General features: G+C 36.5%; 22 protein-coding genes, 2 tRNA genes and 1 pseudogene. 8 read left to right on the top strand and 17 right to left on the bottom strand.

Annotation, left to right across the window (positions count from 1 at the left end; genetic code table 11):
* Nucleotides 1-101 precede the first annotated feature (101 nt).
* From OW255_RS06590 to rlmD, 10 genes are all read right to left on the bottom strand, one after another.
* Nucleotides 102-677, bottom strand: coding sequence for a recombinase family protein (locus tag OW255_RS06590; RefSeq protein ID WP_054875904.1), 576 nt, complete (start codon nt 675-677; stop codon nt 102-104).
* Between the two features lie 264 nt (nt 678-941).
* The gene (locus OW255_RS06585; protein WP_054875903.1) at nt 942-1,202 is read right to left on the bottom strand and encodes a hypothetical protein; all 261 of its coding nucleotides are present in this window, start codon (nt 1,200-1,202) and stop codon (nt 942-944) included.
* Between the two features lie 260 nt (nt 1,203-1,462).
* Entirely contained in the window at nt 1,463-1,816 is a 354-nt protein-coding gene (locus tag OW255_RS06580) for a hypothetical protein (protein ID WP_268116074.1), read from the bottom strand.
* Entirely contained in the window at nt 1,803-2,273 is a 471-nt protein-coding gene (locus tag OW255_RS06575) for a hypothetical protein (protein WP_054875901.1), read from the bottom strand. The genes OW255_RS06580 and OW255_RS06575 overlap by 14 nt, the downstream gene beginning before the upstream one ends.
* Before the next feature lie 268 nt (nt 2,274-2,541).
* Nucleotides 2,542-3,606 (bottom strand): rolling circle replication-associated protein, encoded by a 1,065-nt coding sequence (locus tag OW255_RS06570; protein WP_054875900.1) that lies wholly within the window; start codon nt 3,604-3,606, stop codon nt 2,542-2,544.
* Nucleotides 3,606-3,758 (bottom strand): hypothetical protein, encoded by a 153-nt coding sequence (locus tag OW255_RS06565; RefSeq protein WP_268116071.1) that lies wholly within the window; start codon nt 3,756-3,758, stop codon nt 3,606-3,608. Before OW255_RS06565 ends, OW255_RS06570 begins: the two co-directional genes overlap by 1 nt.
* Before the next feature lie 326 nt (nt 3,759-4,084).
* A complete protein-coding gene (locus OW255_RS06560; protein WP_054875899.1) occupies nt 4,085-7,315 on the bottom strand; it encodes a DEAD/DEAH box helicase family protein in 3,231 nt (1,076 codons plus the stop codon).
* A gap of 3 nt (nt 7,316-7,318) precedes the next feature.
* Entirely contained in the window at nt 7,319-10,519 is a 3,201-nt protein-coding gene (locus tag OW255_RS06555; protein ID WP_054875898.1) for a site-specific DNA-methyltransferase, read from the bottom strand.
* A 46-nt stretch (nt 10,520-10,565) separates the two neighbouring features.
* Nucleotides 10,566-10,772, bottom strand: a complete 207-nt coding sequence (locus OW255_RS06550) for a helix-turn-helix domain-containing protein (RefSeq protein ID WP_054875897.1) — start codon at nt 10,770-10,772, stop codon at nt 10,566-10,568.
* A 576-nt stretch (nt 10,773-11,348) separates the two neighbouring features.
* On the bottom strand, nt 11,349-13,091 hold the full coding sequence (gene rlmD, locus OW255_RS06545) for a 23S rRNA (uracil(1939)-C(5))-methyltransferase RlmD (protein ID WP_268116578.1): 1,743 nt from the start codon (nt 13,089-13,091) through the stop codon (nt 11,349-11,351).
* 688 nt (nt 13,092-13,779) lie between these two features.
* On the opposite strand from rlmD, the gene OW255_RS06540 reads away from it, so the two are divergent.
* Nucleotides 13,780-14,349, top strand: a complete 570-nt coding sequence (locus tag OW255_RS06540) for a prolyl-tRNA synthetase associated domain-containing protein (protein WP_268116070.1) — start codon at nt 13,780-13,782, stop codon at nt 14,347-14,349.
* A gap of 102 nt (nt 14,350-14,451) precedes the next feature.
* On the opposite strand, the gene OW255_RS06535 is transcribed toward OW255_RS06540, so the two are convergent.
* Nucleotides 14,452-15,327 carry a GGDEF domain-containing protein gene (locus tag OW255_RS06535; protein WP_268116069.1) on the bottom strand — a complete coding sequence of 292 codons (876 nt, stop codon included), beginning with the start codon at nt 15,325-15,327 and terminating at the stop codon, nt 14,452-14,454.
* Between the two features lie 171 nt (nt 15,328-15,498).
* Here OW255_RS06535 and OW255_RS06530 point away from each other — a divergent pair, with 171 nt between their 5' ends.
* Nucleotides 15,499-15,819, top strand: a complete 321-nt coding sequence (locus tag OW255_RS06530; RefSeq protein WP_331485811.1) for a helix-turn-helix transcriptional regulator — start codon at nt 15,499-15,501, stop codon at nt 15,817-15,819.
* 48 nt (nt 15,820-15,867) lie between these two features.
* Here the strand turns inward: OW255_RS06530 and OW255_RS06525 are convergent, their stop codons facing one another.
* Together OW255_RS06525 and OW255_RS06520 are read right to left on the bottom strand one after the other, a co-directional pair.
* Nucleotides 15,868-17,655, bottom strand: coding sequence for an aminopeptidase P family protein (locus OW255_RS06525; protein ID WP_268116067.1), 1,788 nt, complete (start codon nt 17,653-17,655; stop codon nt 15,868-15,870).
* 46 nt (nt 17,656-17,701) lie between these two features.
* Nucleotides 17,702-18,484: a Cof-type HAD-IIB family hydrolase gene (locus OW255_RS06520; RefSeq protein ID WP_268116066.1), complete on the bottom strand. Its 783-nt coding sequence runs from the start codon at nt 18,482-18,484 to the stop codon at nt 17,702-17,704.
* Nucleotides 18,485-18,611: 127 nt separating this feature from the next.
* On the opposite strand from OW255_RS06520, the gene OW255_RS06515 reads away from it, so the two are divergent.
* Nucleotides 18,612-18,685, top strand: a tRNA-Pro gene (locus tag OW255_RS06515).
* A 144-nt stretch (nt 18,686-18,829) separates the two neighbouring features.
* On the opposite strand, the gene OW255_RS06510 is transcribed toward OW255_RS06515, so the two are convergent.
* Nucleotides 18,830-19,309, bottom strand: a complete 480-nt coding sequence (locus OW255_RS06510; protein WP_268116065.1) for a tyrosine-type recombinase/integrase — start codon at nt 19,307-19,309, stop codon at nt 18,830-18,832.
* Between the two features lie 136 nt (nt 19,310-19,445).
* Between OW255_RS06510 and OW255_RS06505 the strand changes: the two genes are divergently transcribed.
* Nucleotides 19,446-19,598, top strand: a complete 153-nt coding sequence (locus tag OW255_RS06505) for a hypothetical protein (protein ID WP_155857743.1) — start codon at nt 19,446-19,448, stop codon at nt 19,596-19,598.
* A 543-nt stretch (nt 19,599-20,141) separates the two neighbouring features.
* Nucleotides 20,142-20,315 (top strand): annotated as a pseudogene (locus tag OW255_RS21050) (IS3 family transposase); the annotation flags it as partial.
* A gap of 54 nt (nt 20,316-20,369) precedes the next feature.
* Here the strand turns inward: OW255_RS21050 and OW255_RS06500 are convergent.
* The 3 genes from OW255_RS06500 to OW255_RS06490 form a co-directional block, all read right to left on the bottom strand.
* Nucleotides 20,370-20,624, bottom strand: coding sequence for a hypothetical protein (locus tag OW255_RS06500; RefSeq protein WP_024836711.1), 255 nt, complete (start codon nt 20,622-20,624; stop codon nt 20,370-20,372).
* A gap of 174 nt (nt 20,625-20,798) precedes the next feature.
* The gene (locus OW255_RS06495; protein ID WP_024836712.1) at nt 20,799-21,029 is read right to left on the bottom strand and encodes a hypothetical protein; all 231 of its coding nucleotides are present in this window, start codon (nt 21,027-21,029) and stop codon (nt 20,799-20,801) included.
* Between the two features lie 18 nt (nt 21,030-21,047).
* On the bottom strand, nt 21,048-21,725 hold the full coding sequence (locus OW255_RS06490; RefSeq protein WP_024836713.1) for a hypothetical protein: 678 nt from the start codon (nt 21,723-21,725) through the stop codon (nt 21,048-21,050).
* Nucleotides 21,726-22,238: 513 nt separating this feature from the next.
* On the opposite strand from OW255_RS06490, the gene OW255_RS06485 reads away from it, so the two are divergent.
* From OW255_RS06485 to OW255_RS06475, 3 genes are all read left to right on the top strand, one after another.
* A complete protein-coding gene (locus OW255_RS06485) occupies nt 22,239-22,439 on the top strand; it encodes a cold-shock protein (protein ID WP_268116064.1) in 201 nt (66 codons plus the stop codon).
* Between the two features lie 232 nt (nt 22,440-22,671).
* Nucleotides 22,672-23,097, top strand: a complete 426-nt coding sequence (locus OW255_RS06480; protein WP_268116063.1) for a GNAT family N-acetyltransferase — start codon at nt 22,672-22,674, stop codon at nt 23,095-23,097.
* Between the two features lie 175 nt (nt 23,098-23,272).
* A tRNA-Val gene (locus OW255_RS06475) sits at nt 23,273-23,345 on the top strand.
* The last annotated feature ends 168 nt before the right edge of the window (nt 23,346-23,513 follow it).

Below are 23,513 nucleotides of genomic sequence, written 5' to 3'. Positions count from 1 at the left end.
CACAATCGACTTGAATTTTAACATAATGTAGATAATTAGTCCCTGTTATTCAATTTTTCCATACTGTATACCAAGGATTTTCTAGGGCAGAAGGGGAGAGGTTAGCCAAAATCAATCTCGCTGCTATCCTCATGCTCCTTCATTTTCCTGTAAAAGGTTGAGCGTGACACCCCTAATAGCTTACTTGCCTTAGATACGCTTATTTCTTCATTTTTTACAGAAACATATAGCTCCGTGAAGTTATCCAATGACTTTTTAGGTCTACCTTTGTACTTACCTTGCTGCTTAGCAATTTCAATGCCTTCACGCTGCCGCTGCAACAGACATTCACGCTCAAACTGTGCCAGTCCTGCAAACATAGTAAACATCAACCGACCTTGTGGCGTTGATGTGTCAATATTTTCTTTTTGGCTGATAAACTGCACTTTTTTCTGATTCAGCTTTTCTACCAAGTCCAGTAAATCCTTTGTGGAACGTGCCAGCCTTGAATAACTCTCAACCACTACGATATCACCCTCACGAACAAAGTCCAGCAGTGCGTTAAGCTGTGGCCTGTCTGTATTTTTCCCTGACAGCATATCAGTATATAATCTTTCTACCCCAAGACCTTCCATAATTGCTTTTTGCCGTTCCGTATTTTGTTCTGTGGTTGATACACGAATATATCCTACCTTCATAGTCAATTCCTCCATATAACAAGTATTATTAAAGCTCCAAAACTCTAAAAGTCACCCTGTCCATATGACTATACCCTAATAGAGCAAACTGCTAATATACCCATATGGCGCAAAATCTGATCCAATAAAACTATATTGGAATTTTGAAACATCTTTTAGAGCGTTGTACTATTTAACACTCTTTTTCATTTTAGAGCAATAATCCTCGATATTTTAGATTTTGGCTATGTTAGCATAAGCCAAACAAACGCTGCATAGTACCATTTATTGTTCTATATTACTACCTATTGTATTAATTTCTGATCTTTTAGCTGATACTGTAGTGGCAGAGCATTTAAGCATAGAGCTTATTTCCCTTATAGAATAACCATGCTCCGTTAAGTACTTTACCTGCTCCCTAAGGCTGGCGCCTTTTAATTTTCTGCCTGATTGCATTTTCAAATGTTCCATCAATAATTTCTGATTGGCAAGAAGCTCGTCTAACTTTTTATCTATGTTCTCTGTGGAAATCTTATTTACTGTCATCTTTCTATTACACCCTTTCAAATATATTTTTCTATTCCAGCAAATATTTTTCTTTAAAAACCATTTTACTCACTTTACATCCCCATTTCTTCACCCATATTAGAGCATAATTTAGTTAGTTAACTATTTTTTCACTAACTAAAACCACAACATTTGTCATTTTGATTGACACATAGCAGAATCCCACTAAAAAAAGCATTTACCCTACAATAACACAGATTGAAGATTTAGACATCGCCTTATTTACTCTGACAACTAGCCTATAAAATGTCGCAATTGTTCCTACAATTCTCATTTTCTACATTTACAATACTGACTGATAAACCTATTAATGCCTCTAGCACATGCAGAAGTTTATCAATTTGAGCATCAGAATCCATACTAGCAAAATCCTTAAGCTGATCGCTAATTTTAACTAGCTCATCCAGAGCATTTAAAAACTTCTCTCTTCCTTTTTTAAGGCGAATCATTTCCTTAGCCTGAGATGATTTGCTTCTAAATTGAATGTCATTAATCACTAAACTTTCCTTTTGGTATAGCTCCAATATTTCTAACATAAATTTTGCCGCCTGCTTATCTGTTACTACTGTTTTGGTCATATCAATATGTATCATCCATACTACCCCCAATCTTTAGAACCTTGTTATGAAATAATTTTTGCGTCTCAGTACTTGGATTTATCAGTTTTTTTAATAATTTTAAGTCATGATGCAAAGATTCATCTGTTACCACTGGCAGCGACTGTAATAAATTACTTTGCAAGACTACAAAATAATATACATCAAAACTAACCTGTGTCATTATAGTTATTTTTGCTCCTTCTTTTACAGCCTTACCCGTTATAATAATAGTTTCCTGCTCTGTGGATACCTGCAAAAGCAGTGCTGCGTCATTCTTTGGCATGATTGCTGATTGATCATCATAAATAGCACGTAACATTTTTTTGTTATGTTTCTTTATGTAATATCCTAGGGTGCAGTTCAAAGCTAATGCAAGCGACCACATGGCTGGTGTCTTTATTAATTTGTTGTCAAATTCCAAAATTATTGGTATCTCTGGTAGTATAATCATGTTAATTCCCTCCTTTTCTTTTGTGTGGTTTTTATCTATTGAAAATCATGCTTAGGGGGTAGCTTATATTAATTTATAAAATGTCATTACCATTTAAGGGTAAAAGAGGTCCTCTTTTATATAAGTAGACCTCTTTTTCACCTTTCAGTTTACATCGTGCCGCACAAGCTGCGGCTTTGGTTTGGGTTATCTCATATTTATTTTTATTTTTTTAAAAGATTCTTTCGTCTAATTCACATCTTTATTGATAAATAAAGAAACCGTTATGTTATCCACCATGTTTTCTTATGGCAGTATCTGCAAATGTAAAATATTGATTGGATTCAATTGGATAGGTATAGTATTTAAATGTACAATTACGTTCTATTTCTGTAGAGTAGCCATCACGCATTTCCCACGAAGAGTAATTATGCTCAACAATGCGTTTTTTGCTATACTCAACTTCTCTTTTTATTTCCTCAAGCCGTTGTCCTTGCTCTTGGAATTCTGTCTGTTCATTTGTTGCCCATGAACGGAGGACAATATTTCTATTTAACCCCTTAGATGCCAGATAACCCTTTTCGCCTTTTAAATATAATCTTGCATTAATCATATTTTTCTTAAGATAGTTCGTTACTTTTAGCAGCTGATTCTTGCTTCCTATTTTACCTATAAACACTCCACCCAAGTTCCAGATTCCTTTAAGTTCGTTATATTCTATATAGTTAAGATTACATATAATGTGATAATGCCAATTGCCATTTTCCTGCTTGTCCATAACTGCAACATATTTAAAATTTTCATATCTGTAGTTCATTTTCTGTATGAATTTTTTGAACTCCTTGTTGCAGGTTTTTAAATCGTGATATTTATCGTCATATGCTACGTCGTTAATCTTTTCTTTATTTTCTATTACATTGTCTGGTGTAAAAATATCGTTCATTGTTTTCAAGAAATTGCCCTCTATGATTTCCAAGTCTTGGTAAATTTCCTGGAATAGGTTGTTTTTTTTGCTACTTAAGCTAGTGCTCTTTGGTTGCTCTTTTACGATATTGGCAAATGTTAGAGTTATCATCATACATTTTCTTGTTTGAAAATTATTCTCGATGAGTTCTTTAACAAGGTTACGCCTATTTTTATTGCGTTGCTTATAATTCTTAGCATGATATTTGCCTACAATAATTTCTTTTTCATGAACTTGACGGCCATCTTTATCGTAATTAAATTCAGAAGTTTTATCACCTAAATAATAACCCTGCATTTCTCTTTTACCACCTTTGGCCTTAAGATTTGAGCCAATATAAATAACCTCTGTAGTTTCGGTTGCCCCTATAATCAACTTCTTATCTGCCATCAATGAACACCTCCATCCTTAGTAATAATGCCTACTAAGTCAGTGAGCTCATTTTGTTTTCTTCTTTGGTTGTAGCAATAGCTTGCTTCTGTTATCCTGCTAAACCCTGTTTCCTTGACCTGTTTTCTACCAGCTCTCAATATTCTATACACTTAAAAATCCCCCTTTGTAAATGAATCATCAAAATTTTGATTTGATGTATACACTTACATTAGGTTTAATATCTAAATGAAGATGTTGATGGAAACGAAAGATGACTGCCCTCTAATGCTCAATGTTCTACACAAGATGCCATGTTTGAATAAAAATCCTAACTAGTCATTACACTATTGCAATGTTTGGGCAAATGTAGTTAATGATAGCCTGAGTTAGCAACTAGTATATAAAAACGCAGAAAAAAAGAGCCACCATTCGGCAGCTCTCCTACTTTTAAATTTTAAACAAATTTGTTTAATTTTATCATTTTATCTGACATGTATTAATCCAGTATTTTGCTAACCATGATATCAATACAATCATCGTTGTCAAGGCAAAGAACATGCTTTGACTCACGCTCTGGCTTGCTCATCTGCCACCATTCACGCAAATCAGCTGATTTTGTACCAGACATAATAAAGGAATTTAACACAATTTTTTTATCTGTACATGATGGCTGCAAGCGATCTTCCAGTTCCTTAATTTTCCTGTAAAACTCCACCTTCGGATCATCAGGTCTAACCCTCATTAGTCCCTTAGGATCTATGAATGATACATATTGTACTTCAGGCGTATCTATCCATAAAACATAATCTGGATAAAAATTGCCTGCTTCGAAAAAACCCATGCCTACTTTACTTTTGTTACGAAGCAAGTAAAGATTTCTGTTGTCGAATACTTCTTTATTTTTTTCAGTATAGTTTTTTAGTCTGTCCACAAACAGTTTTTCATCTTCATTAAGGCTTACAGGAGATATCTGTATTTTCAATCCATTGGATTTCAAGCTAATAAGTGGTGCATATAGGTGTGAATGAAAGTCAAAGGCAACTAAAGATTTGCTAAATACAGCTCTCTCATATTCAGCAATTCCTTTATCCTTGTCCAATAGAGCAGTCAGCTCTGTTATGAATCCCTCGACTTGTTCGGCTCCATTATCACCGTCAAACAAATCTGCATACTTTAATGAATATTCTGATACAAAATTATTATCATCTGCTGTAAGTTCCTGATATTCGAGAAAAGGAGCTTCCCAGCGTTCCTTTTCATACTTGAAAAACTTATCTATGTAGATTTTCATCACCATTACACAGTAATCCGTTGCTGCCTCCAGTTTTTCAAAGGAATCTATCTTGATGTGCATTTTTGGTATGATAAGCGAGTACCACCCATCCACCAACAAGATATCTTTAAGTCTGTCCTTCTCAATGCTGATATTGTAATAGAATTTCTCGTTTTTATATGCTTCCAGTTCCTCAAACATGCGGTCATAATCTAAGTATGGAATGTACTCCTTATCCAGAGTATGTTCATCGGTTACCGACATCATCTGCATACTAAAGCTAGATTCAATGGTTTGCACCTTTGAACGACAATCAATTGTTATCTTATTCTTCACAAGGTAACTCATAAATCTTTCGTCAGGCTTATCCAGTACCAATCTGCGAGACTGCTTTTTGAAGTTTACCCCAGACTTTAGCTTAATGACTCTAAGTTTTTTTTCTTTAACCATATCATACCTGCTGACAACAGGAAGTGTAAATTCATGAGGCTTCTCATTAGCTGACATTTCTTCTAGCTCAAGGTATTTCTTGAAATCCTCCATGTACTGCGCCCTAATTCCAAATATAGTCAGCGTCTCAAGTAATTCAATATGTTTTGGCACATTAATACTCTGGTCATCTAATTTACGGCTGCGTTTCAGACAACCATGATATCCTCTTAAACGCACACCTCTACCGAACAACTGAATCGCCTGAGAGCCTTCGCCTTTTGCAAAGTTAATCAGACCCATCGTTGAAACTCTCCAGCTATTCCAGCCTTCAGTGAATTTTCGTGAGCCGACAAGTACTTTTATATTTGAAGTAGAGTTATTTATATTCCTAAACAAGGATTCTGAAACAAATTCCTCAGTTTTGGCAACAATCCCTTTCTTATCACAATTCTTCACCAGGCCAGCCGTATCACCAATACTGATGACACCGAAATAATCTCCGTACTCTCCTATCTTTAACCCAATCTCACCTGGCACCTGCCTGATATTTTCAATGTGCAAGCGTGGTTCTTCAGATGAAGTATCACTGTTAAAAACCAACCTCAGGATGTCAGTATAAATGTCTTCTGCCTTTGGAGAACCACCAAATATTGATTTTAACGCATTAAAATCCTGTGAAAAAAGCTCAGCACCCCTGCCATCCATCAATCCTGTATCTTCATTAAGTACGGCGTTTAAACGTTCAATCGTCTTCGCTTTACGGTTTACAAACTTATCTATGAATTCTATTACTTCCTCCACATCAGTCATTTCAGCATTAGAAGTTTTTGCAGTTACACGGTTACCCACAAACACAAGCAATGGTTTTTCAATCTCAAAAGGTGCAAATTCTTTTGGATATGATTCAAACAATTTAAGCTGCTGATAAAACGAGAGTAAGCAGCCAGTCAAATATAAATGACGCTGTTCCTCGTCTATTCCATCTTTTAAATTATAAATGCGATATTCCTTGCCATATCCATCTTCATAAAAGTATTTATAGGAGTAATCCATGATTATTGATGTGCAATACTCATCCAGCAAATCCTTATCTTTGGTTGGTTTCAAGGTCTTCATAGCCTGCTTAAATGTTGCGGAATACTCAAAAGCAAACCCCCCATCGGCAGACAGGCGAGATCGGTAATCATACCACACGTCACCAGCAAGCCCACGATGAGCCTCATCAACCAGTACTAGATTGTTTTGCTCAAAGCTATCAATAGAAACGGTCTTAATTTTACCTTCTTCTTTCAGCTTATTCATGTCGATAATAATGACGTCTTCCCTTTGCGAAAGAAAACCAGTATCCTTCTGGAACAGAGCAGCTGTAATTGAAGATAGCTTTAATTCCTCTAAATGCTGATTAGACATCCCCTCATTAGGTGAAAGCAAAATCACCTTGTTTATGGTTAAATGACTATTCAACCTTTGAGCCCTTTTCAGATAATATGAAAACTGCAGAATATTTGCGTGAGTAATCAAAGTTTTTCCGCTGCCGGTTGCACACATGAATGCCAACTTATTCATTCCTTCGGGCTTAAACTCAATATCAATCTTACCCATTGTTTGAGTAGATACCTGTTTTGCGTACTCGTTTAAATCCTTGCAAAACTCATCTTTATCGAAAAAATATCTATCTAAATACATCTCAGTAAACAGCAAAGATATGTACTGAAAGTACTTCAGCACAATACCCCCACGCTTATCTCCTATCTGCTTTACATACCGACAGATATTCTCATCATACAAACGTAGTTTATCACGGTTTATTTTTACTATATCCTTATTAACAGTGCAGATACGATCTAAGTATACATAAAACCATGTATTTTGATTTTCGTTGTATCCTTCTTGCTCCATACTGTTTAATTGTCCTGCAAGAGAAGCGAGCGTGTTCTTTCCGAACAAATTTAGGAAGTACCTGAACAGTAACAGTTGGTCATTGAATTTTATGGTTATCTCTGTCTTCTTCTTTTTTGCCACTGCTTATACCTCCTCAAACATACGCTGCTTAAATTCAGGCTCTATCATATTAACCTTCCAATGTTCCTCATCTGCCTTTAGATTTTCAAGGTTGTTATCCCCATTAACATAGATTATGTCAAATTCACGGTTAAGCTGATTTATACGGTGCTTATTGAAATAAGCATCCAGAGCGGCATTGCTCTCAATCAGATTATCCGTGATGGTACGCCAAATAATTAGTGTATGTCGCCCATCTGGAAGTATACCCTCAATCTGTTTAAATGCAAATTCTCCATCAATATCCTCGGTTAACTGCACCGCACCTTCATAAATCCCTGCTTTGTCAGGCTCTGTTTTAAAGTACGAAACCACACTTTGACGCACCACGTTAATACCAATGAGATAATTGAAAGTTTCGCACAGGTCAACTATTTTCTCCTTGGTTTCGTTATTCTCATTAATTTTCATTTTATAACTGAATGGCATTTTAAAGCTGTCAAGATTTATCATGCTATCTTTAGCCTCAACGTCAAACATATAATTGATTAAATATTCATCACCGAACAATACGGACATTTTATGCTTTTCTTCAGAAAGACTGATATTTGATAGAGCATCTTCATAGCTTTCTAAATGGTGATACTTCATAATATGAGTTACACCTGTTGTCCTATTTTTTGGCTTTCCATTCTCCCAATCATTAGCATAAATAACCTTTTTCATTCTCGCTTTTATGACTGAATCAAAATATTCACCCATGTCTACAAGAATATATTTTCGTTGTGAATCATCAACTGTTCTATTAATATTGATTACAGCATGACCCGTTGTTCCTGAACCTGCAAAAAAATCTAATACTACGTCAGCTTCATCAGACCCGATTATTATATTATCCTCAACTGTGTAAAGACTTTTTGGATAATCAAATGGGTTATTAGGTAATATGCTCTCAAGGATATTTGTCCCTTTAGACGATGCATCGTAGCGTTCTCCGAACCAAAGAGACTTAGGAGTCGCCTCTGAATCGGCAAAATCATATTGATAAACGGCATATCTTCCGTCTCTCATAGACTTGGCAAACAATGTTCCATTTTCACAGCCCTTACAGCAACTCTTATATCCCCAACGCCAACGTAGATTTTCCCCTTTGCTACTAAGTGGTAAAAGAAAAGCACAACCTTTTTCTTCATATTCTTTTTGCAATTCCCTTACAAAATCATCATTGAAAGTATCATCTTCAGGATTATATATTTTTTTATATTCATCTTCAGGTATAACACTAAGTTTTTTAGCACTTATATCATAAATGAATGGAAAAAACATATAAGGACGTTCTTCTCTACGCTTTCCAGTTCCTGTCCTTTTAAGCGGTAGTTCTCTTAACGCCTGCTCGCCTTGTTGTTTTGAGAATTTCTTTTTTATTTCCTCGTCACTAAGTATAAAGTTATTAGTCTGTGCAAATCGTTTATCTTTTGCATATAAAAGTGTATAGTCATGCGCTTGTGCAATAAATCCTTGGTCACGCCCTTTAGGATTTGTGAAGATTGCAATGTTTGAAATAGCGTTATTAATTCCAAACACTTCATCAAGTAATAAATTTATATACCTGAATTCATAATCATCAATAGCAACTTCAATAATACCTTTAGGTGAAATAAGTTTTTTGGCAGCCATGAGCCTTGATTCCATTAGAGAAATCCAACTTGAATGTTCATATCCATTCTTATAAAGAATTTTACTTGCATCCGTATTATAAGGAGGGTCAATATATATCAACCTAATTTTCTCATAATACTTTTCAAGCAGTAAGTTAATGGCTTGAAAGTTATCACTATGAAACATCAAACCTCCGGTTTGCTCTTCAATATTCTCAAAACTTGAAATCAACCTGTCCTTAAAGTCTGTTGAAAAATACTTTGTATCAACTATAAGATTCTTGTTTTGATGCAAAAAATCCAACGTCAATGGTTCAGAGTATGCTACTGTTGTCGAATCGCCCTCAATCTCATTGATTGCATACATATCAACCCATTCCTGTACTTGTATCTTGTTCTTTATGATTTCCTCATAAAAAGCCTCATCAATGCTATCCAGCGTAATACACCAATCCGTGCTAACTACGAATTTCTTTTTGAGCCATAGTTTTTTCTGAAAATTCTCAATTTGTGCAACGAAATCAATAATGATTTTTCCAACACGCTTAATAGCCCTTACTTTGGCAATATAAGCATCCACTCTTTTTTCATCTGTTGTATCAATATCGTCAAGGTGAATGACCTCGCTTTTAATAAAAAAGTCCAACTCTCTCGTTAAGAAACCACGTAAATCCTTATGTATAAAGTAATCAAATGTATTTTTGGCAACATAGCTTTCTAAATGCTTCTCCAACACAGATTTAACTTTCTTTTGGTCTTTCGTTGCAGCCGGACGTAGTAAACTAAACCAGTCTTTAAATTGACTGGATATAGCAGCGCTGATTTTCTTATAATTTTCTTCGGCATATTTGATCTTCTTATCAGCAGGAACATCAAAAACAAAGCGAATATAAAGCTCACCATTTAATATTTCCATTGTCTTAAGTTCAGGCTTTTCGTCAGTCTCCTCATAAAGCATGAACGTACGCTTTTTGTCATTGCTTTCCTTGTTGTTATTCTGCTCTGTTGTGGCATCCACGATACGGAAATGAACTTTACGCCCTTCGTCAATAAAGGTATAATCCTTGAAGTTCTCAGCAGTCTTTATGTAATACTGGTCTTGGTTAGCCCAATATAACTTGACCTCCTCACCTTCATAGGGAATGGCGTATACACCTTCTTTATAGCGGCGTTTTGAAATGAAATCACCCTCGTCATAATAGCGATTAAAAAAGCTATACAATGCCGAATAAACGTCAGTTTCCAAAGCAGACAAATCAACACCTGCCGTAAGCTGACCTTTCAAGCGAGAGTACTCTTCTGCAAGCTTAGGGCTCGCTGAAATTTCAATGCCTAAGTCTGCACATTGCTTTTCTATCTCGGCAAGACGATTCTCAATGTCCACTGTATTTGAAGCAAAAGGTGCAAGGGTATCCTGAACTTTATTTGGCAGTCCTTCAGTTAGGAATCTCTCTATTTCGTCTCTGCGAATATTCATGATACGATAGATACCAAAATCCAAATCAGACTTATCCAATTCAAATATGCTTTTCATTAAATTAACAAAACGATTTAGCTTTTCAGACATTACTTTAACCTCTCTCTATACTATATTTTTATCCTTTTTTGCTAAATTACTTTTCTTTGACAACTTCCACAACATCTCCTATGTCACATTCAAGTACATTGCAGATGCGCTCAATCACCTCAAGTGCAACATACTCATTCTTACTCATTTTTGAAAATGTACTGGCACTAACATTCGCCAATTTTCTTACGTCAGATTTCTTTAAATCCTTGTCAATAATGAGTTTCCACAGCTTTTTATAACTGACACTCATGCCTTCACCCCTATCTTTAACGATAAAAAAGTAATATCTTGTTACAACAATTAGAATTATATCACAGTTATTCCGACAAACCAATAATTACTTATGATAAGTCGCATTTTTTTTGCTTATCTCAACATAGGAGTTTTACTAACAAAAAATCAGAAATTCTCTTTTGAAATAATAAAACCTGCCCCCTAATAAAAAGGACAGGTTAATTAACTTTTGTGTTTTTCATATTTTCCGTATTAGTATAGCCTTTCAAACCCGCATATTCAAACACACAATGCAACCGACACCAATTCTTAACACTGTAGTATGGGTCGTATCGATGCGTATCATTTCATTCCCCTCTAAGCAAATCCATTGCTGGCACCGTTACCTGCTACCCTTTTTGAACTGGCAGTTTAAACTTATCTATACTTCAATTGATTTGAAGCAAGGTATGCGAAATGATAGTATTCCAGTAATTCCGATGTAATTTGCTTATATAACTCCGACAAATCCTTTTCCGTATCTATTGCTATTACCCTCATTCAAATCCTCTTTATATACCAAGATTTTTTCATTTATACTTTTTGCTGTTACTCATATCATGCTAAAATGATTTAAAGCTTCTGTTATGGCTTTCTCTTTATTAAGTGGACATTGTGGCACTCGTGCATCTTCTGACTTTGGAAGATTGTAACTTGTACCAATCTCCAAACCCAATTTTCTTTTTACCTGTGAAATATATAGGCTTGATACTTTCATACTATGATTTTTTAAAACATAATCCTTTATTTCTTCATAGGTTGCCTTGCTTTCAGCAGTAGTAATATCAAGCTCATCAAGGCTTAGGTCAATCTCAATTCTATCATCAGGATTTTTTCTGGACAAACAGACAACCGTCTCAACATGAGCCGTCATAGGAAACAGATCAATCCCCCACCCTTTCCTCGCTTCATACCCTCTTTTTCTAAACAACTCCAGATCCCTAGCCAACGTCTCTGGTCCGCATGAAACATAAACGACTTTCGCAGGCTTCAACTTCGCTACCGAATCAATAAATTCAACCGTACTTCCGCTTCTTGGTGGATCGAGGAATACGACATCAGCATGTTCTCCGCTCTCTGCCATATTCTCCATAAATTTGCCTGCATCATTGCAATAAAATTTAACATTACTTACATCATTAAGCTTTGCATTTTCTATCGCATCCTTCACTGCATCCCTATTTAATTCAACACCTATCACTTCTTTTGCATACTGACTGGCGACAATACCAATCGTACCGATTCCACAATAAGCATCTATCACTCGTTCATTACCTGTAAGTCCTGCGGCTTCAATGGCCTTTTTATAAAGAATTTCAGTCTGAACAGGGTTTACCTGGTAGAAGGATTTGGAAGAAATTCTGAAACGATACCCGCACAGAATATCTTCAATGTATCCTTTTCCGTATAATACATGTTCTTTATCTCCCAATACCATGCTGGTTCCACGCCCGTTTACATTCTGTATTGCTGTAGTGATCTCCGGATGCTTGTCACGTAACGCCTTTACAAAGTTATTCTTTGATGGAAAAATGGGAGATGCGGTTACAAGGACGACCATAATCTCTCCCGTTGTAAATCCACGTCGTATCAGAACATGGCGAAGCAAGCCATATCCCGTATCCTCATCATAGGTACGAATTTTAAATGATTTCAACATACCTCTGATTGTCCCAATAATTTCATCTGCCTTTTCATCCTCGATCAAACAGCTTTCCACTGGAACAACACGGTGGGAGTTTGCTTCATAGACTCCAGAGAAGGGATTTCCTTTTTTATCATGGTCAAAAACAGCATGCACTTTGTTACGATAATGATAGGGATCTTCCATACCAATCATAGCTTCAAGACGGCAAAAAGGCTTTAACAGAGTTTCTAACTGCTTTTGCTTTAATTCTAACTGCTTTTTATATGGCATATCCAAAAGCTGGCAGCCACCGCATTTACGGAAAACAGGACATTGGGATCGGTTCTTTTTAGTTTCTTTAGAAAAAGCTTTATCCTCAGCCTTTCTTTCTCCACGTTGTTGACCTTCAGCGCTCTCTTTTCTCCATTTAGTTTGCTTTTCTCCAAACTTCTTGTCTGATTTTTCCCCAGAATTCTTCCGAGGATTTTCACCAAGCTTCTTATCTGACCACTGTTCTGATTTACGCCATGTCTCCTTTTCTGAATTTTTACCTGATTTTTCTCCTTGATATTTACGTGCCTTTTCTCCCAGTTTCTTATCCGACCATTCTCCAGTTTTCTGCCAGGTATTCTCTCCTGACTTCCTACCTGACTTTTCCCCTGAATTTATCCGAGTCTTTTCTCCCGGCTTCTTATCTGACCACTGTCCTGTTTTTTTCCACTCCTTCTCACCCGGCTTCTTATCAAACTTATTTCCGGATTTCTCCCACGTTTTCTCTTCAGATCTCCTATCAGACTTATCTCCGGATTTCTCCCACGCTTTTTCTCCCGCTCTCTTATCAAACTTATTCCCGGATTTCTCCCACGTTTTCTCTCCAGATCTCTTATCAGACTTATCTCCAGCTTTTTCTCTGACCTTTTCTCCAGCTTTCTTTCCAGGCTTATCTCCAGATTTCTGCCACGTCTTATCTCCAAATTTCTTTTGACCCTTTTCTTCCATCTTTTTTCCTGACCCTTCCATTGGCCTCTTTCCAGTTTTCAATCCTTTCCGCTCTCCTTTTCTTTCATCTTTCCTCTCATCATTTATCAAAACATCCTTACGAAATTTTTCTTTTTTTAATCTATTATCTATCATTAAATTAACCACCTTTTTCTTTCCATCGCACATAATAAACCCCGGCTGTTCAGTTTAGAATATCCCTTCTGAATTTCCGCCGGGTAAATTTGTTATCGATATTTATTCTATTATAATACATTTTGTCCCATAAAACCATTAAAATCCTTTCAACCGCTGAAAAAGGCTTGCATTTTCTTTTCCTCTGGATATAATTATAAAAAAACAGGAAGGAAGTATTATAATGGCAGATCAAATTGACTCGTTTTATATAGATAAAACTCTTTATTCCGGACGCCCCCTTAATTCAAGTGGTCGTCTTCCAAAAGAACTACGGACCTATGACCTGTTAGATGATCTAAATATTTCTTTTGTTCGACTGGACCATTCTCCTCTTCCAACAATTGAAGCATGCCAGGAAGTGGATTCCATCTTAGAGACTAATGTATGTAAAAATTTATTCCTTTGCAATGCTCAAAAAACTAATTTTTATCTCCTCCTGCTGCCTGGAAATAAAAAGTTTCGTACCGCTGTTGTTTCAAAACAAATTGGAACTGCAAGATTATCCTTTGCAGAGCCTGAATTTATGGAAGAGTTTTTAGATATCACTCCTGGCTCTGTTTCCGTTTTAGGGCTTATGAATGATAAAGAGAAACGAGTGCATCTTCTTATTGACCGTGAAGTATTAGACCATGAGTATTTTGCCTGCCATCCCTGTATCAATACTTCCAGTTTGAAATTTAAGACCTCAGATCTATTCGATAAAATTATTCCAGCCATGAGCTGCCGATACACACTGGTTGATTTGCCATAACATATATAAATAGATGCATCAAAAAACGGGGCAGGTTCCTAATTCCTGTCCCGTAACTGCATTCCTTGCATCATGTACTTAATGAAATTGTCTCTAAGATTTTTAACAAAAGGCAACCTGATTCTTGCCGGATTCTTTTGCCAAATACATGGCACGGTCAGCTCTTGAAAACAGCTCCTGATATTCCTCTTTCTTTTTCCCAAGACTTGATACGATACCTATGCTGGCGGAAAGACGTCCTTCTTCCTCTGGCACAATGCTTTCTACCATATCTAAGAGGCATTGAGCCTTATCATGAACATCGCCAGCGGATGTAAAGACCACAAATTCATCTCCACCCACTCTTCCAATCAAGTCAGGCTCAGGGAATATATGACAAAGCATTCTTCCCACCTGCTCCAGAATACGGTCGCCTGCAGGGTGACCAAAGCTGTCGTTGATTTCCTTGAAATTATCAATGTCTATCATACACAGCCAACCGGAACGACCGCCTTTTAGCTTTTCCTCTACCCGGTACTCAAATGCTGTCTTATTATATACCCCGGTTAAACCATCTTTTATGGATTGAAGCAAAAGCTGCTCTTCTCTTTTTTTCAGACAAGTGATATCATGGAGTTTTCCAATGAGACTGACAGGATAATTCTTTCCTTCTTCCCATTTGGTACTCAGTTTACATGAACACCAATGATAGGGTTCTCCGGAATCTCCAAGACATATTTCCGTGGAAAGTATCTCTCCAAACCTGGGAGCATTGTCTCTGTATGTTTCAAAAAAATTTTTAAAGGCAGGTAAATTCAACTGCCCTTTCGCATTAGCTGATAAGTATAGCTGTCTATCCTGGTAAGTGTATTCAAATAAAACTGTATCTGCAAAATGGCTTATGTTTCTGTATAAATGATCCGATTCACTGTAATGGAAGAATTTATACTCATTTTGAGTGCTCCCATCCACAAATTCCTTTCCCGAATTTCCTACCATGATACTTCCCCCTGTACCTTCCGGAATCCCTCATTCCGCATCTTTTCCATTCGTATAACATATATGATAACGCTTTTCAAACGTATATGCAACTTGTTTTTCAGCTATTATTACGCATATAATACGTAATGTTTAGTTAGAATATCCTTTATGATTAACCAAGAGGTGATTATGTTGAATGAGCAGTTCGTAAGGAATCGAATCACGGAGCTCCGCTTAAAAAAAGATATCTCTGAGTATCAGATGAGCCTGGATTTAGGAAAAAATAAAAGCTATATCCAGGGTATCTCTTCAGGACGGTCAATGCCTTCTATGAAACAGTTTTTTGAAATTTGCGAATATCTTGAGATTACTCCCAAAGATTTTTTTAATACGGAAAAAAAGGAAAGGCCTCTATTTCAAGAGGCTACATCTTTGATGAAGGATTTGACCCCAGAAGATCTGGAAGCAGTTTTTCCAATTCTGCTGAGGCTGAAGGAAATGGCGGACTAGCAAAAGGAAAGCAGAACCAAAACATACTGGTTCTGCTTTCCTTTCTTATTAAATCTCTCTTGTATTATCTTTCAGCCACAAAGCTTCCTCTTCTGTAAGATATGGAGAAAGCTTTTCATAAACTTCCTTGTGATATTTATTTAAAAGTCTCACATCTTCCTCTGTCATAATAGACTTATCAAGTGCATCTAAATCAATAGGAGCCATGGTTAAAAATTCAAACTCCATGAACTGACCATATTCATTAAGCTCTGCCTTTTTACAGACAATCAGATTTTCTGTTCTGACGCCATGGCTGCCTTCAATGTATACCCCCGGTTCATCAGAGGTAACCATTCCTTCTTCTAAAATTCCATTGTCCTGACGCTCCGGTACCATGCGCCAACGGATTCCATTGGGGCGCTCGTGGACATTCAACAGGTAGCCCACTCCGTGGCCGGTTCCGTGGTCATAGTTGATTCCGCGACTCCAAAATGGCTCTCTTGCCACATAATCGAGAGTCAATCCCCGGCAACCATACAGAAATTTCACTGCTCCCAGGCGCAGCATGCTCATAACAGTCAGTGTGAAATGCTCCCGCTCTGTATTCGTAAGCGGACCTACTGCTATGGTTCTGGTCACATCCGTAGTACCTTCATAATACTGACCACCGGAATCCACCAGATAAAGTCCTCTTGGCTCTATAACGGTATCATTTTCCGGAACTGCTTTGTAATGGCACATTGCAGCATTTGCTCCATAGGCGGAAATGGTATCAAAGCTTAAGCCAAGATTTCCTTCCTGTTTAAAACGAAGCTGATCCAAATGCTCCTGAGCGCTTACTTCTGTGATGGTCTCTTTTCCCACCGTATGCTTCAGCCAGTAAATAAACTTTACAAGGGCAACGCCGTCTTTTATATGTGCAAGCTTCATATTTTCTACTTCAACTTGATTTTTTACAGCTTTTGCAAGAACGGTCGGATTCGTTTTATCAATGATCCGGTTGGAATCATCGATGCTCTTTACGATAGAGTAGTTTACCTTTCCTGTCTCCAGAAGAATCTTTTCATTCTTTAGCTGTCCAACGGTTTTATAAATGTCATTATATGGGAAAACACTAACTCCAAGTTCCTTTAAATAAGCCTTAAGCTCTTCATTTAAAACCTGCTCATTGATGAACAGAGAAAAATCGTTAAGAGTAATCAAAGCATAGGAAAGAACGACAGGGGTGCACTCAATATCGTTACCTCTAATATTAAGGAGCCAGGCAATATCGTCAAGAGTCGTTAAAACATGAGCGGTTGCCTTCTCCTTTTTCATGCTGTCACGAAGCTCTTTTATCTTTTCAGAGGAACTCTTACCGGCATAAATATCTTTTAAGATCCATGCAGATTCCGCAGAAAGGCTTGGGCGCTCATTCCAAATTAAATCTACAAGATCTTCCTCGTTAGATAAGGTAACATTTTTATCCCCTAACAGGGTTTCTAACTCCTGTCCTGTCTGACAGTTGACCACTCGTCCGTCAAATCCAAGGCAGCCTCCTTCCGGCAGAACCTGATCTAAGTACTCTTCTATGGTCGGAACTCCTGGGTAACCCATTTTACGAAGCGTAACGCCGCTTCCTTCCAGCTGCTTAGCTGCCTGAACAAAATAACGTCCATCGGTCCAAAGTCCAGCTTCATTCTTGGTAATCACCGCTGTACCCGCAGAGCCTGTAAAACCGGTCATAAATTCTCTGCATTTAAAATAACTTCCTACGTATTCAGACTCATGAAAATCTGAGGTAGGAATCATATAAGCATCCATATTTCGCTCTGCCATTAAGCTTCTAAGCTTTTCAAGCCTTTCCTTAATCATAGCTATTCTCTCCTTTACATTCCTGTTACACCAGAACCTCTGCCATTTAGCGAATCAGTCCATAATGAAGACAGGCATTCTTAATTCCATCCTGATCAATGGGATCGGTTACATAATCGGCTGCCTTTTTGAGTTCTTCCATGGCATTACCCATTGCAATTCCTTTCCCTGCTGCTTTTATAATATCATAATCATTCATACTGTCACCAAAAGCAACAGTTTCTGATAAGGGTATTTTAAAATATTCACAGAGCCGGAGTAAACCCACGGCCTTTGAAGCTTTCCGTTCCACCACATCTGCACCTTTTTTATCGGCAAACATATGGACGTGAATCTCTGGAAACTCCTCTTCCATCTCCTTGGCACCAGTCTCATCTCCCATGTAAGCCATAGTTCTTACATTTAGTTCTAACAGCTTATAAGGGTCTCCAAACTGTCTTCTGGATTGCCCCCAAAGAGCTATGTCGTGGGCCTTTACGCCTTCTGGATTGATATAATAGTCCCAGTCTCCCACTGTAGTTCCAACGCTGTATGGAGTGTTTTCTGCGTATTTTAAGATCTGCTTCAGCAGGTTCTTATCAAAGGTGTGCTCATAAATAATTTCATCTCCTACGGTCACCTTTGTCCCATTGAGATGAATGATGGCATCGGGCCTTACCTGATCTCGAATGGCTGTGCTGAAAATGGAATCCATATCTCTGCCAGTGGCAATCACAATGGTGTAATTTTCCCTTAGCTGTTCAATGGCTTCCATGGCACTGGCCGGAATGGCCCAGTCTTTATGGTCAAGCAATGTCATGTCTACATCAAAGCTTACGATTGGCTTCATCTATTTTCACCTTTTTCTAATATAATTAACCTTGTCCTTATAATAATATCCTAATTTTAGAATTTTTTCAAGAAATATACTTTACCAATCAGAAAGTTTCTGCTATAATGTCATAGTGTCAGGAAGACGGAGTATGGCGTAGCTTGGTAGCGCGCTCGGCTGGGGGCCGAGAGGTCGCAGGTTCAAATCCTGTTACTCCGATTCTATTAAGATTGCCCAGAAGCTAGTATTTATAAGGCTTCTGGGATTTTTATTGTCATTCTATTCGAAGACAATTCGGCTGACGTTGGTAGACAATCCTTATTCGTATGAAGTATAGACATTTCTTTAACTCTTTTTTGAGTTTCACTCTCTGAATGGGTTATATATATAGGTTAAAGTAGTGGAAGTCATAGTGTGTCCAAGCCAACGCCTAATCTCATCAAGCGCCCACCCGTTAGCGTTAATTCTACTTGCAACGGTACGCCTGATACAGTGAGACCTCTTCATGTTTCCGGGCTCTTTCCAACCTAATGCAATTTCAGCCTTTTCCAATCGTTGAACAAATACCATTTTATCTGCTCGATTTCCATCTTCTTTGATGAATATATATTTAGATAGAATCTGACTACTTCTCCGAATCTTCTTAAATATATCAATGAGTTCATCACTTAGATTTAATTCCCTATAACCTGTCTCGGCATCTGACTTAACATAGTCAACAACTTGTCCAGAACTATCTTCCATTCGCTGAATAAATACGGTTTCATTTTGCCATTTAATATCAGACCACTTTAATGCACATAACTCGCCAATGCGAAGTTCTAATTCAAAGTTGCCTTTCATCCCAAGTTAGCAATATTGCCATTCAACTCATATCCTCTATCAAATTCTTCAATAAGATCTTCTATTTCATCTGGATAGAAATGAAGTGCACCCCAAATGTTAGACAAATAAATCTTACATTTGGAGGTGTATTTTTTTGAGTAAATATTCGGAACAGGATAAATTAAGAGCTATTAACTATTATCTTGCTGGACATTCCTTTCGTGAACAGAACGAGCTCTTGGAATTAACTGGAGTAGTATTAAGGAATGGGTCCATATGTATCGAAAGAACGGAGTGGAAGGAATAACAAAAAAAGAATCGAAATTATACTGGTTATTTCAAGATACACGTTGTAGAATATATGCATACACATCAGATATCATCTCTTGAGACTGTCTCATTGTTTTTAATTCCAAGCCACAGCGTCGTTGATAAATGGAAGCGTGTCTATTACGAGGAAGGGGTACAGGGACTCTATAGAGAGAACCGTGGCAAGGGCTCTGGAATGAAATCAAATGATTCGAAAAGGAAAACACTGGACAAGCAAATAGAAAAAGACCTAATAGCGGAAGTCCAAAAACTTCGAATGGAGAATGAATAACTAAAAAAATTAAATGCCTTAATTTGAGAGCGGGAAAAATCAGAGAGACCGACAAAGTAGCTGTCATAACAGAATTAAGGCAGATTTATAAACTGACAGCATTACTCCAATTGGCGGAAATGCCACGCAGTACTTATTATTACTATGTTTAGCAATCAAAGAAAGCTGACAAATATGAAACAATTAAAGAAAAAATAACGACCATTTATCATGAAAACCAGGGCCGGTACGGATACCGCAGGATAACACTTTTTTGGTTTGTTAAAATCAGAACTGCTTTACTTAAGAGAATTCAGCTCAATGGAAGAGTTTCATATTGAATTGGAAAAATATATTGATTATTAAAATAACAGAAAGATTAAGAGCAAACTAAAAGGACTGAGCCCTGTACAATATAGGCTTCAATCCTCATTAGCTGTTTAAATAACTTTTGTATAATTTTTGGGGGGCGGTTCAAATTCTCGCCTCTTATATATCTTACCATATTTCATATTCCCCATATTGACTGAGATCAACGTATCCTTGAACCAACATCTTCCTACATATTTCATTACAGGTTTCCAACGATAAATCTCTTATACTGTACCTTACTCTTCCAGCGTAAAGCATAAGTCCAGAATAAGTGCCATTTTTTGCACTTTTAATGTTATCTACATATCTCATATGATCCAATTCTAAAACAATTAAACTTCCTAAACTTTCGTTATGTACACACAACGCTCTCATATTCATAATCAATCCTCCTAATTTGATATATCATCATTACTTATGATACGATAGAGGTGTTAATAGTTAATTAAATCTTGTTTTTATTGTCTGGTTAAACTCCACTTCATACTTACGACTATAAGAGGTATATTTTAGAAAAAGAACAGAGCCTTTGCTCTGTTCTTCTAAATGTAATTATTAAGCTATATCTTCGGTACTATTAAAAGTGATTTTATGCTCTGTTGCGTTTATTTCACAAATCATGGCATAATAAGTACGCTCTATACAAATGTTTCCATTAGATTTTAAACTAATCAAAACTAATGCGGTTCGTTCATCATCAATTACAACAGCGTTCGTACCATCTTGAACTATTCGATATTCTTGTGTAAATTCTAACGTCCATTCTCCAAGTTTATATGTGAACATCTAGTTTAATCCTCCTCATTATTTACCTACTATTTTACCAGCGGAATTCAGAGAAGCAACACGTTTTCCACTTAAAAATAGTTTCCATGCTTTGACTGTTCCATCATATCCTGAATGCCCGGCGGTATCTTTTTCAATGGTATATCTATTATCTTTTTTGCTAGTAAACACACCAGATTTTTTATTTTTTGGTGTATTTCCGTTTTTATCCGTAAATTGACCTAAATCGATTTTGTCGTTAGAACCACTAACTTTAACTTTGTTAGATACAGAATCAGCAGCATCTTTCGCTTCTTGTTTCGCAGAAGTTTTTAACCAATTATGAAAAGTGTCATAAGCCCAAGTTCCGGCCGCATAACCTACCGCGCCAATAACTATAACACCAGTAGCTAATAAAGCAACTTCACCTAGGCCGGGAACAAAATAGACTGCAACAATTCCTGGTCCTGCCATTAGTGTAGTAGAAGATTTGTTTTGATTACTTTGCTTAACTAAACTCTTTTCAGGAGTTGTTGCATTAAGTAAATCAGTAAATTCTTTTTGTGAAAAATATTTACCGTTTACGTAGATATAATCATTGGCATTAATTGTTTCAATGCTTAGTGTGGTTGTATTACTTGCAAAAGCAGTAACATTTGTGCTCATTAACATAACAAATGCAAGTAACAGTGTCAACAACCTTTTTGTCTTTTTCATAAAAACCCCCTTCAATTCTGTGTTTTTTTGATAGTCACATGGAAATTATACCATATTTTTTATATATTGTCATCTTAATAAACGTTATGTATACCTACTTATTAATCAGCATTTTATTTACTCATTACTTCTTCAATGTACTCTTCCTTTACTGGCAGTAATTATCTATTGTTCTCACTTTACTATTAATATTTTGTGAGGTATACACTTCCGTTTAGTATGTGCTAAAAGTGGATGCTGAAAGATTTAACTGATAAGATCACTGGTGTTTTTTTATAAAATAGCCTTACGAAATTACAAATAAAATGTCGATTAGAAATAGGCTCTATTTATTATTTATTACTTTTTAAAATCCTTATTGACTTATACTAATTATTGTGTTACATTAAAATAGTATTTTAATAAAGTCTTGATTTCGCATATATTGGTAAGTCATTATTCTATTGATGATTTACTTATATATGCGATTTTTAGTTTTAGCTAATATAAATTTAATTTAAGGAGGTATCTTTAATGAATAAAGGTACTGTAAAATGGTTTAATTCACAAAAAGGTTTTGGTTTTATCAGCGACGGACGAGGCACAAAATATTTCGTTCATTTCTCAGGTCTTGCTATGGACGGTTATAAATCATTAGAAGATGGACAATCTGTAACATTTGATATTGCAGAGGATAATCGTGGGCCACAGGCCGTTAATGTTTGTCTCGCATAAACTAAGTGATAAAAAGACTGCTCATGAGTGGTCTTTTTTTGTTATCTAAACAGAAGCGAAAGAACCATTTCTTAGCTATAAATTATTCTTAATTCTCTTATATACATCACTTGGAACAATATTTTAATTGCCGAAATTATATTTTATGAATACTGCTTTAAAATAGTGTTCTATACAGTCATAAGATATTTTGTTATTCGCATAATCGTAAGATACATAAGGAGGTCATAATATGAATTTTATTAATATTAGTGGTAATCTTCATGATAAGCGCATTTTAGATATTATCTCCCTTAGTCAGTACATGCCTACGGAAGAAAAAATGAATAGTCTTGCCCACAAATATGAGACAGACGCCGATATTTTTGCTTTTGCCTGTAATGTTAATGGCATTCCTTGCGGTGTAATTATTCTGAAGCACCTAATCAATGACGAATATGAAATTATGAGCATTGCTACCAATCCATCTGTTAGAAGTAAAGGGGTTGCATCAAAACTGATAGCCTTTGCGTCGAAAAATCTCAATTGTAGTATAATAAAAGCTGAAACAGACGATGGCTCTATTGGATTCTACCGAAAATGTGGCTTTCAGATAGTATCCTTAGGTGAAAAATATCCGGACACTGTTCGTTATCTCTGTACCTTCAAATTACCGTGATTTGCTGTCTTCTTTATATTGATATCTTACACTCGGACTTTCTAAGCATCGCCCATTGCCGGTGTTTTTTATATAAAAGCCTTGCGAAATTGCAAATAAAATGTCGATTAGAAATAGTCGCTATAACAACAATATTGCTTGCCTTTTTCTACTCTTTCAGTTACAATTCCTATATGGAGACATAGCTCAGCTGGGAGAGCATCTGCTTGACGTGTAGAGGGTCGCAGGTTCGAGTCCTGTTGTCTCCACTTTTCAACCCTGGTATATGCAAGAGATTATTGTATATATCAGGGCTTTTGCGTTTCCAGATTTATTAATTTTTAATTAAAAGGCATGAATTTACCCATCAACACAACACGTGATTGCACGAAATATGAAATCTAAAATGATATTGTTTCTTTATTAAGCCCGGCTCC

The sequence above is a fragment of the Lacrimispora xylanolytica genome, assembly GCF_026723765.1.
Taxonomy (GTDB): Bacteria; Bacillota; Clostridia; order Lachnospirales; family Lachnospiraceae; genus Lacrimispora; species Lacrimispora xylanolytica.
Note: the sequence above shows the minus strand (reverse complement) of the source record. Positions and strands in the feature narration are given on the sequence as shown.

What these genes read in the sequence shown, in the direction of transcription:
- OW255_RS06590 (WP_054875904.1), bottom strand. Translation starts at nt 677, where the DNA reads ATGAAGGTAGGATATATTCGTGTATCAACCACAGAACAAAATACGGAA.
- OW255_RS06585 (WP_054875903.1), bottom strand. Translation starts at nt 1,202, where the DNA reads ATGACAGTAAATAAGATTTCCACAGAGAACATAGATAAAAAGTTAGAC.
- OW255_RS06580 (WP_268116074.1), bottom strand. Translation starts at nt 1,816, where the DNA reads ATGATACATATTGATATGACCAAAACAGTAGTAACAGATAAGCAGGCG.
- OW255_RS06575 (WP_054875901.1), bottom strand. Translation starts at nt 2,273, where the DNA reads ATGATTATACTACCAGAGATACCAATAATTTTGGAATTTGACAACAAA.
- OW255_RS06570 (WP_054875900.1), bottom strand. Translation starts at nt 3,606, where the DNA reads ATGGCAGATAAGAAGTTGATTATAGGGGCAACCGAAACTACAGAGGTT.
- OW255_RS06555 (WP_054875898.1), bottom strand. Translation starts at nt 10,519, where the DNA reads ATGTCTGAAAAGCTAAATCGTTTTGTTAATTTAATGAAAAGCATATTT.
- OW255_RS06550 (WP_054875897.1), bottom strand. Translation starts at nt 10,772, where the DNA reads ATGAGTGTCAGTTATAAAAAGCTGTGGAAACTCATTATTGACAAGGAT.
- OW255_RS06540 (WP_268116070.1), top strand. Translation starts at nt 13,780, where the DNA reads ATGGCAGATCAAATTGACTCGTTTTATATAGATAAAACTCTTTATTCC.
- OW255_RS06535 (WP_268116069.1), bottom strand. Translation starts at nt 15,327, where the DNA reads ATGGTAGGAAATTCGGGAAAGGAATTTGTGGATGGGAGCACTCAAAAT.
- OW255_RS06530 (WP_331485811.1), top strand. Translation starts at nt 15,499, where the DNA reads ATGTTGAATGAGCAGTTCGTAAGGAATCGAATCACGGAGCTCCGCTTA.
- OW255_RS06525 (WP_268116067.1), bottom strand. Translation starts at nt 17,655, where the DNA reads ATGATTAAGGAAAGGCTTGAAAAGCTTAGAAGCTTAATGGCAGAGCGA.
- OW255_RS06520 (WP_268116066.1), bottom strand. Translation starts at nt 18,484, where the DNA reads ATGAAGCCAATCGTAAGCTTTGATGTAGACATGACATTGCTTGACCAT.
- OW255_RS06510 (WP_268116065.1), bottom strand. Translation starts at nt 19,309, where the DNA reads ATGAAAGGCAACTTTGAATTAGAACTTCGCATTGGCGAGTTATGTGCA.
- OW255_RS06500 (WP_024836711.1), bottom strand. Translation starts at nt 20,624, where the DNA reads ATGAATATGAGAGCGTTGTGTGTACATAACGAAAGTTTAGGAAGTTTA.
- OW255_RS06495 (WP_024836712.1), bottom strand. Translation starts at nt 21,029, where the DNA reads ATGTTCACATATAAACTTGGAGAATGGACGTTAGAATTTACACAAGAA.
- OW255_RS06490 (WP_024836713.1), bottom strand. Translation starts at nt 21,725, where the DNA reads ATGAAAAAGACAAAAAGGTTGTTGACACTGTTACTTGCATTTGTTATG.
- OW255_RS06485 (WP_268116064.1), top strand. Translation starts at nt 22,239, where the DNA reads ATGAATAAAGGTACTGTAAAATGGTTTAATTCACAAAAAGGTTTTGGT.
- OW255_RS06480 (WP_268116063.1), top strand. Translation starts at nt 22,672, where the DNA reads ATGAATTTTATTAATATTAGTGGTAATCTTCATGATAAGCGCATTTTA.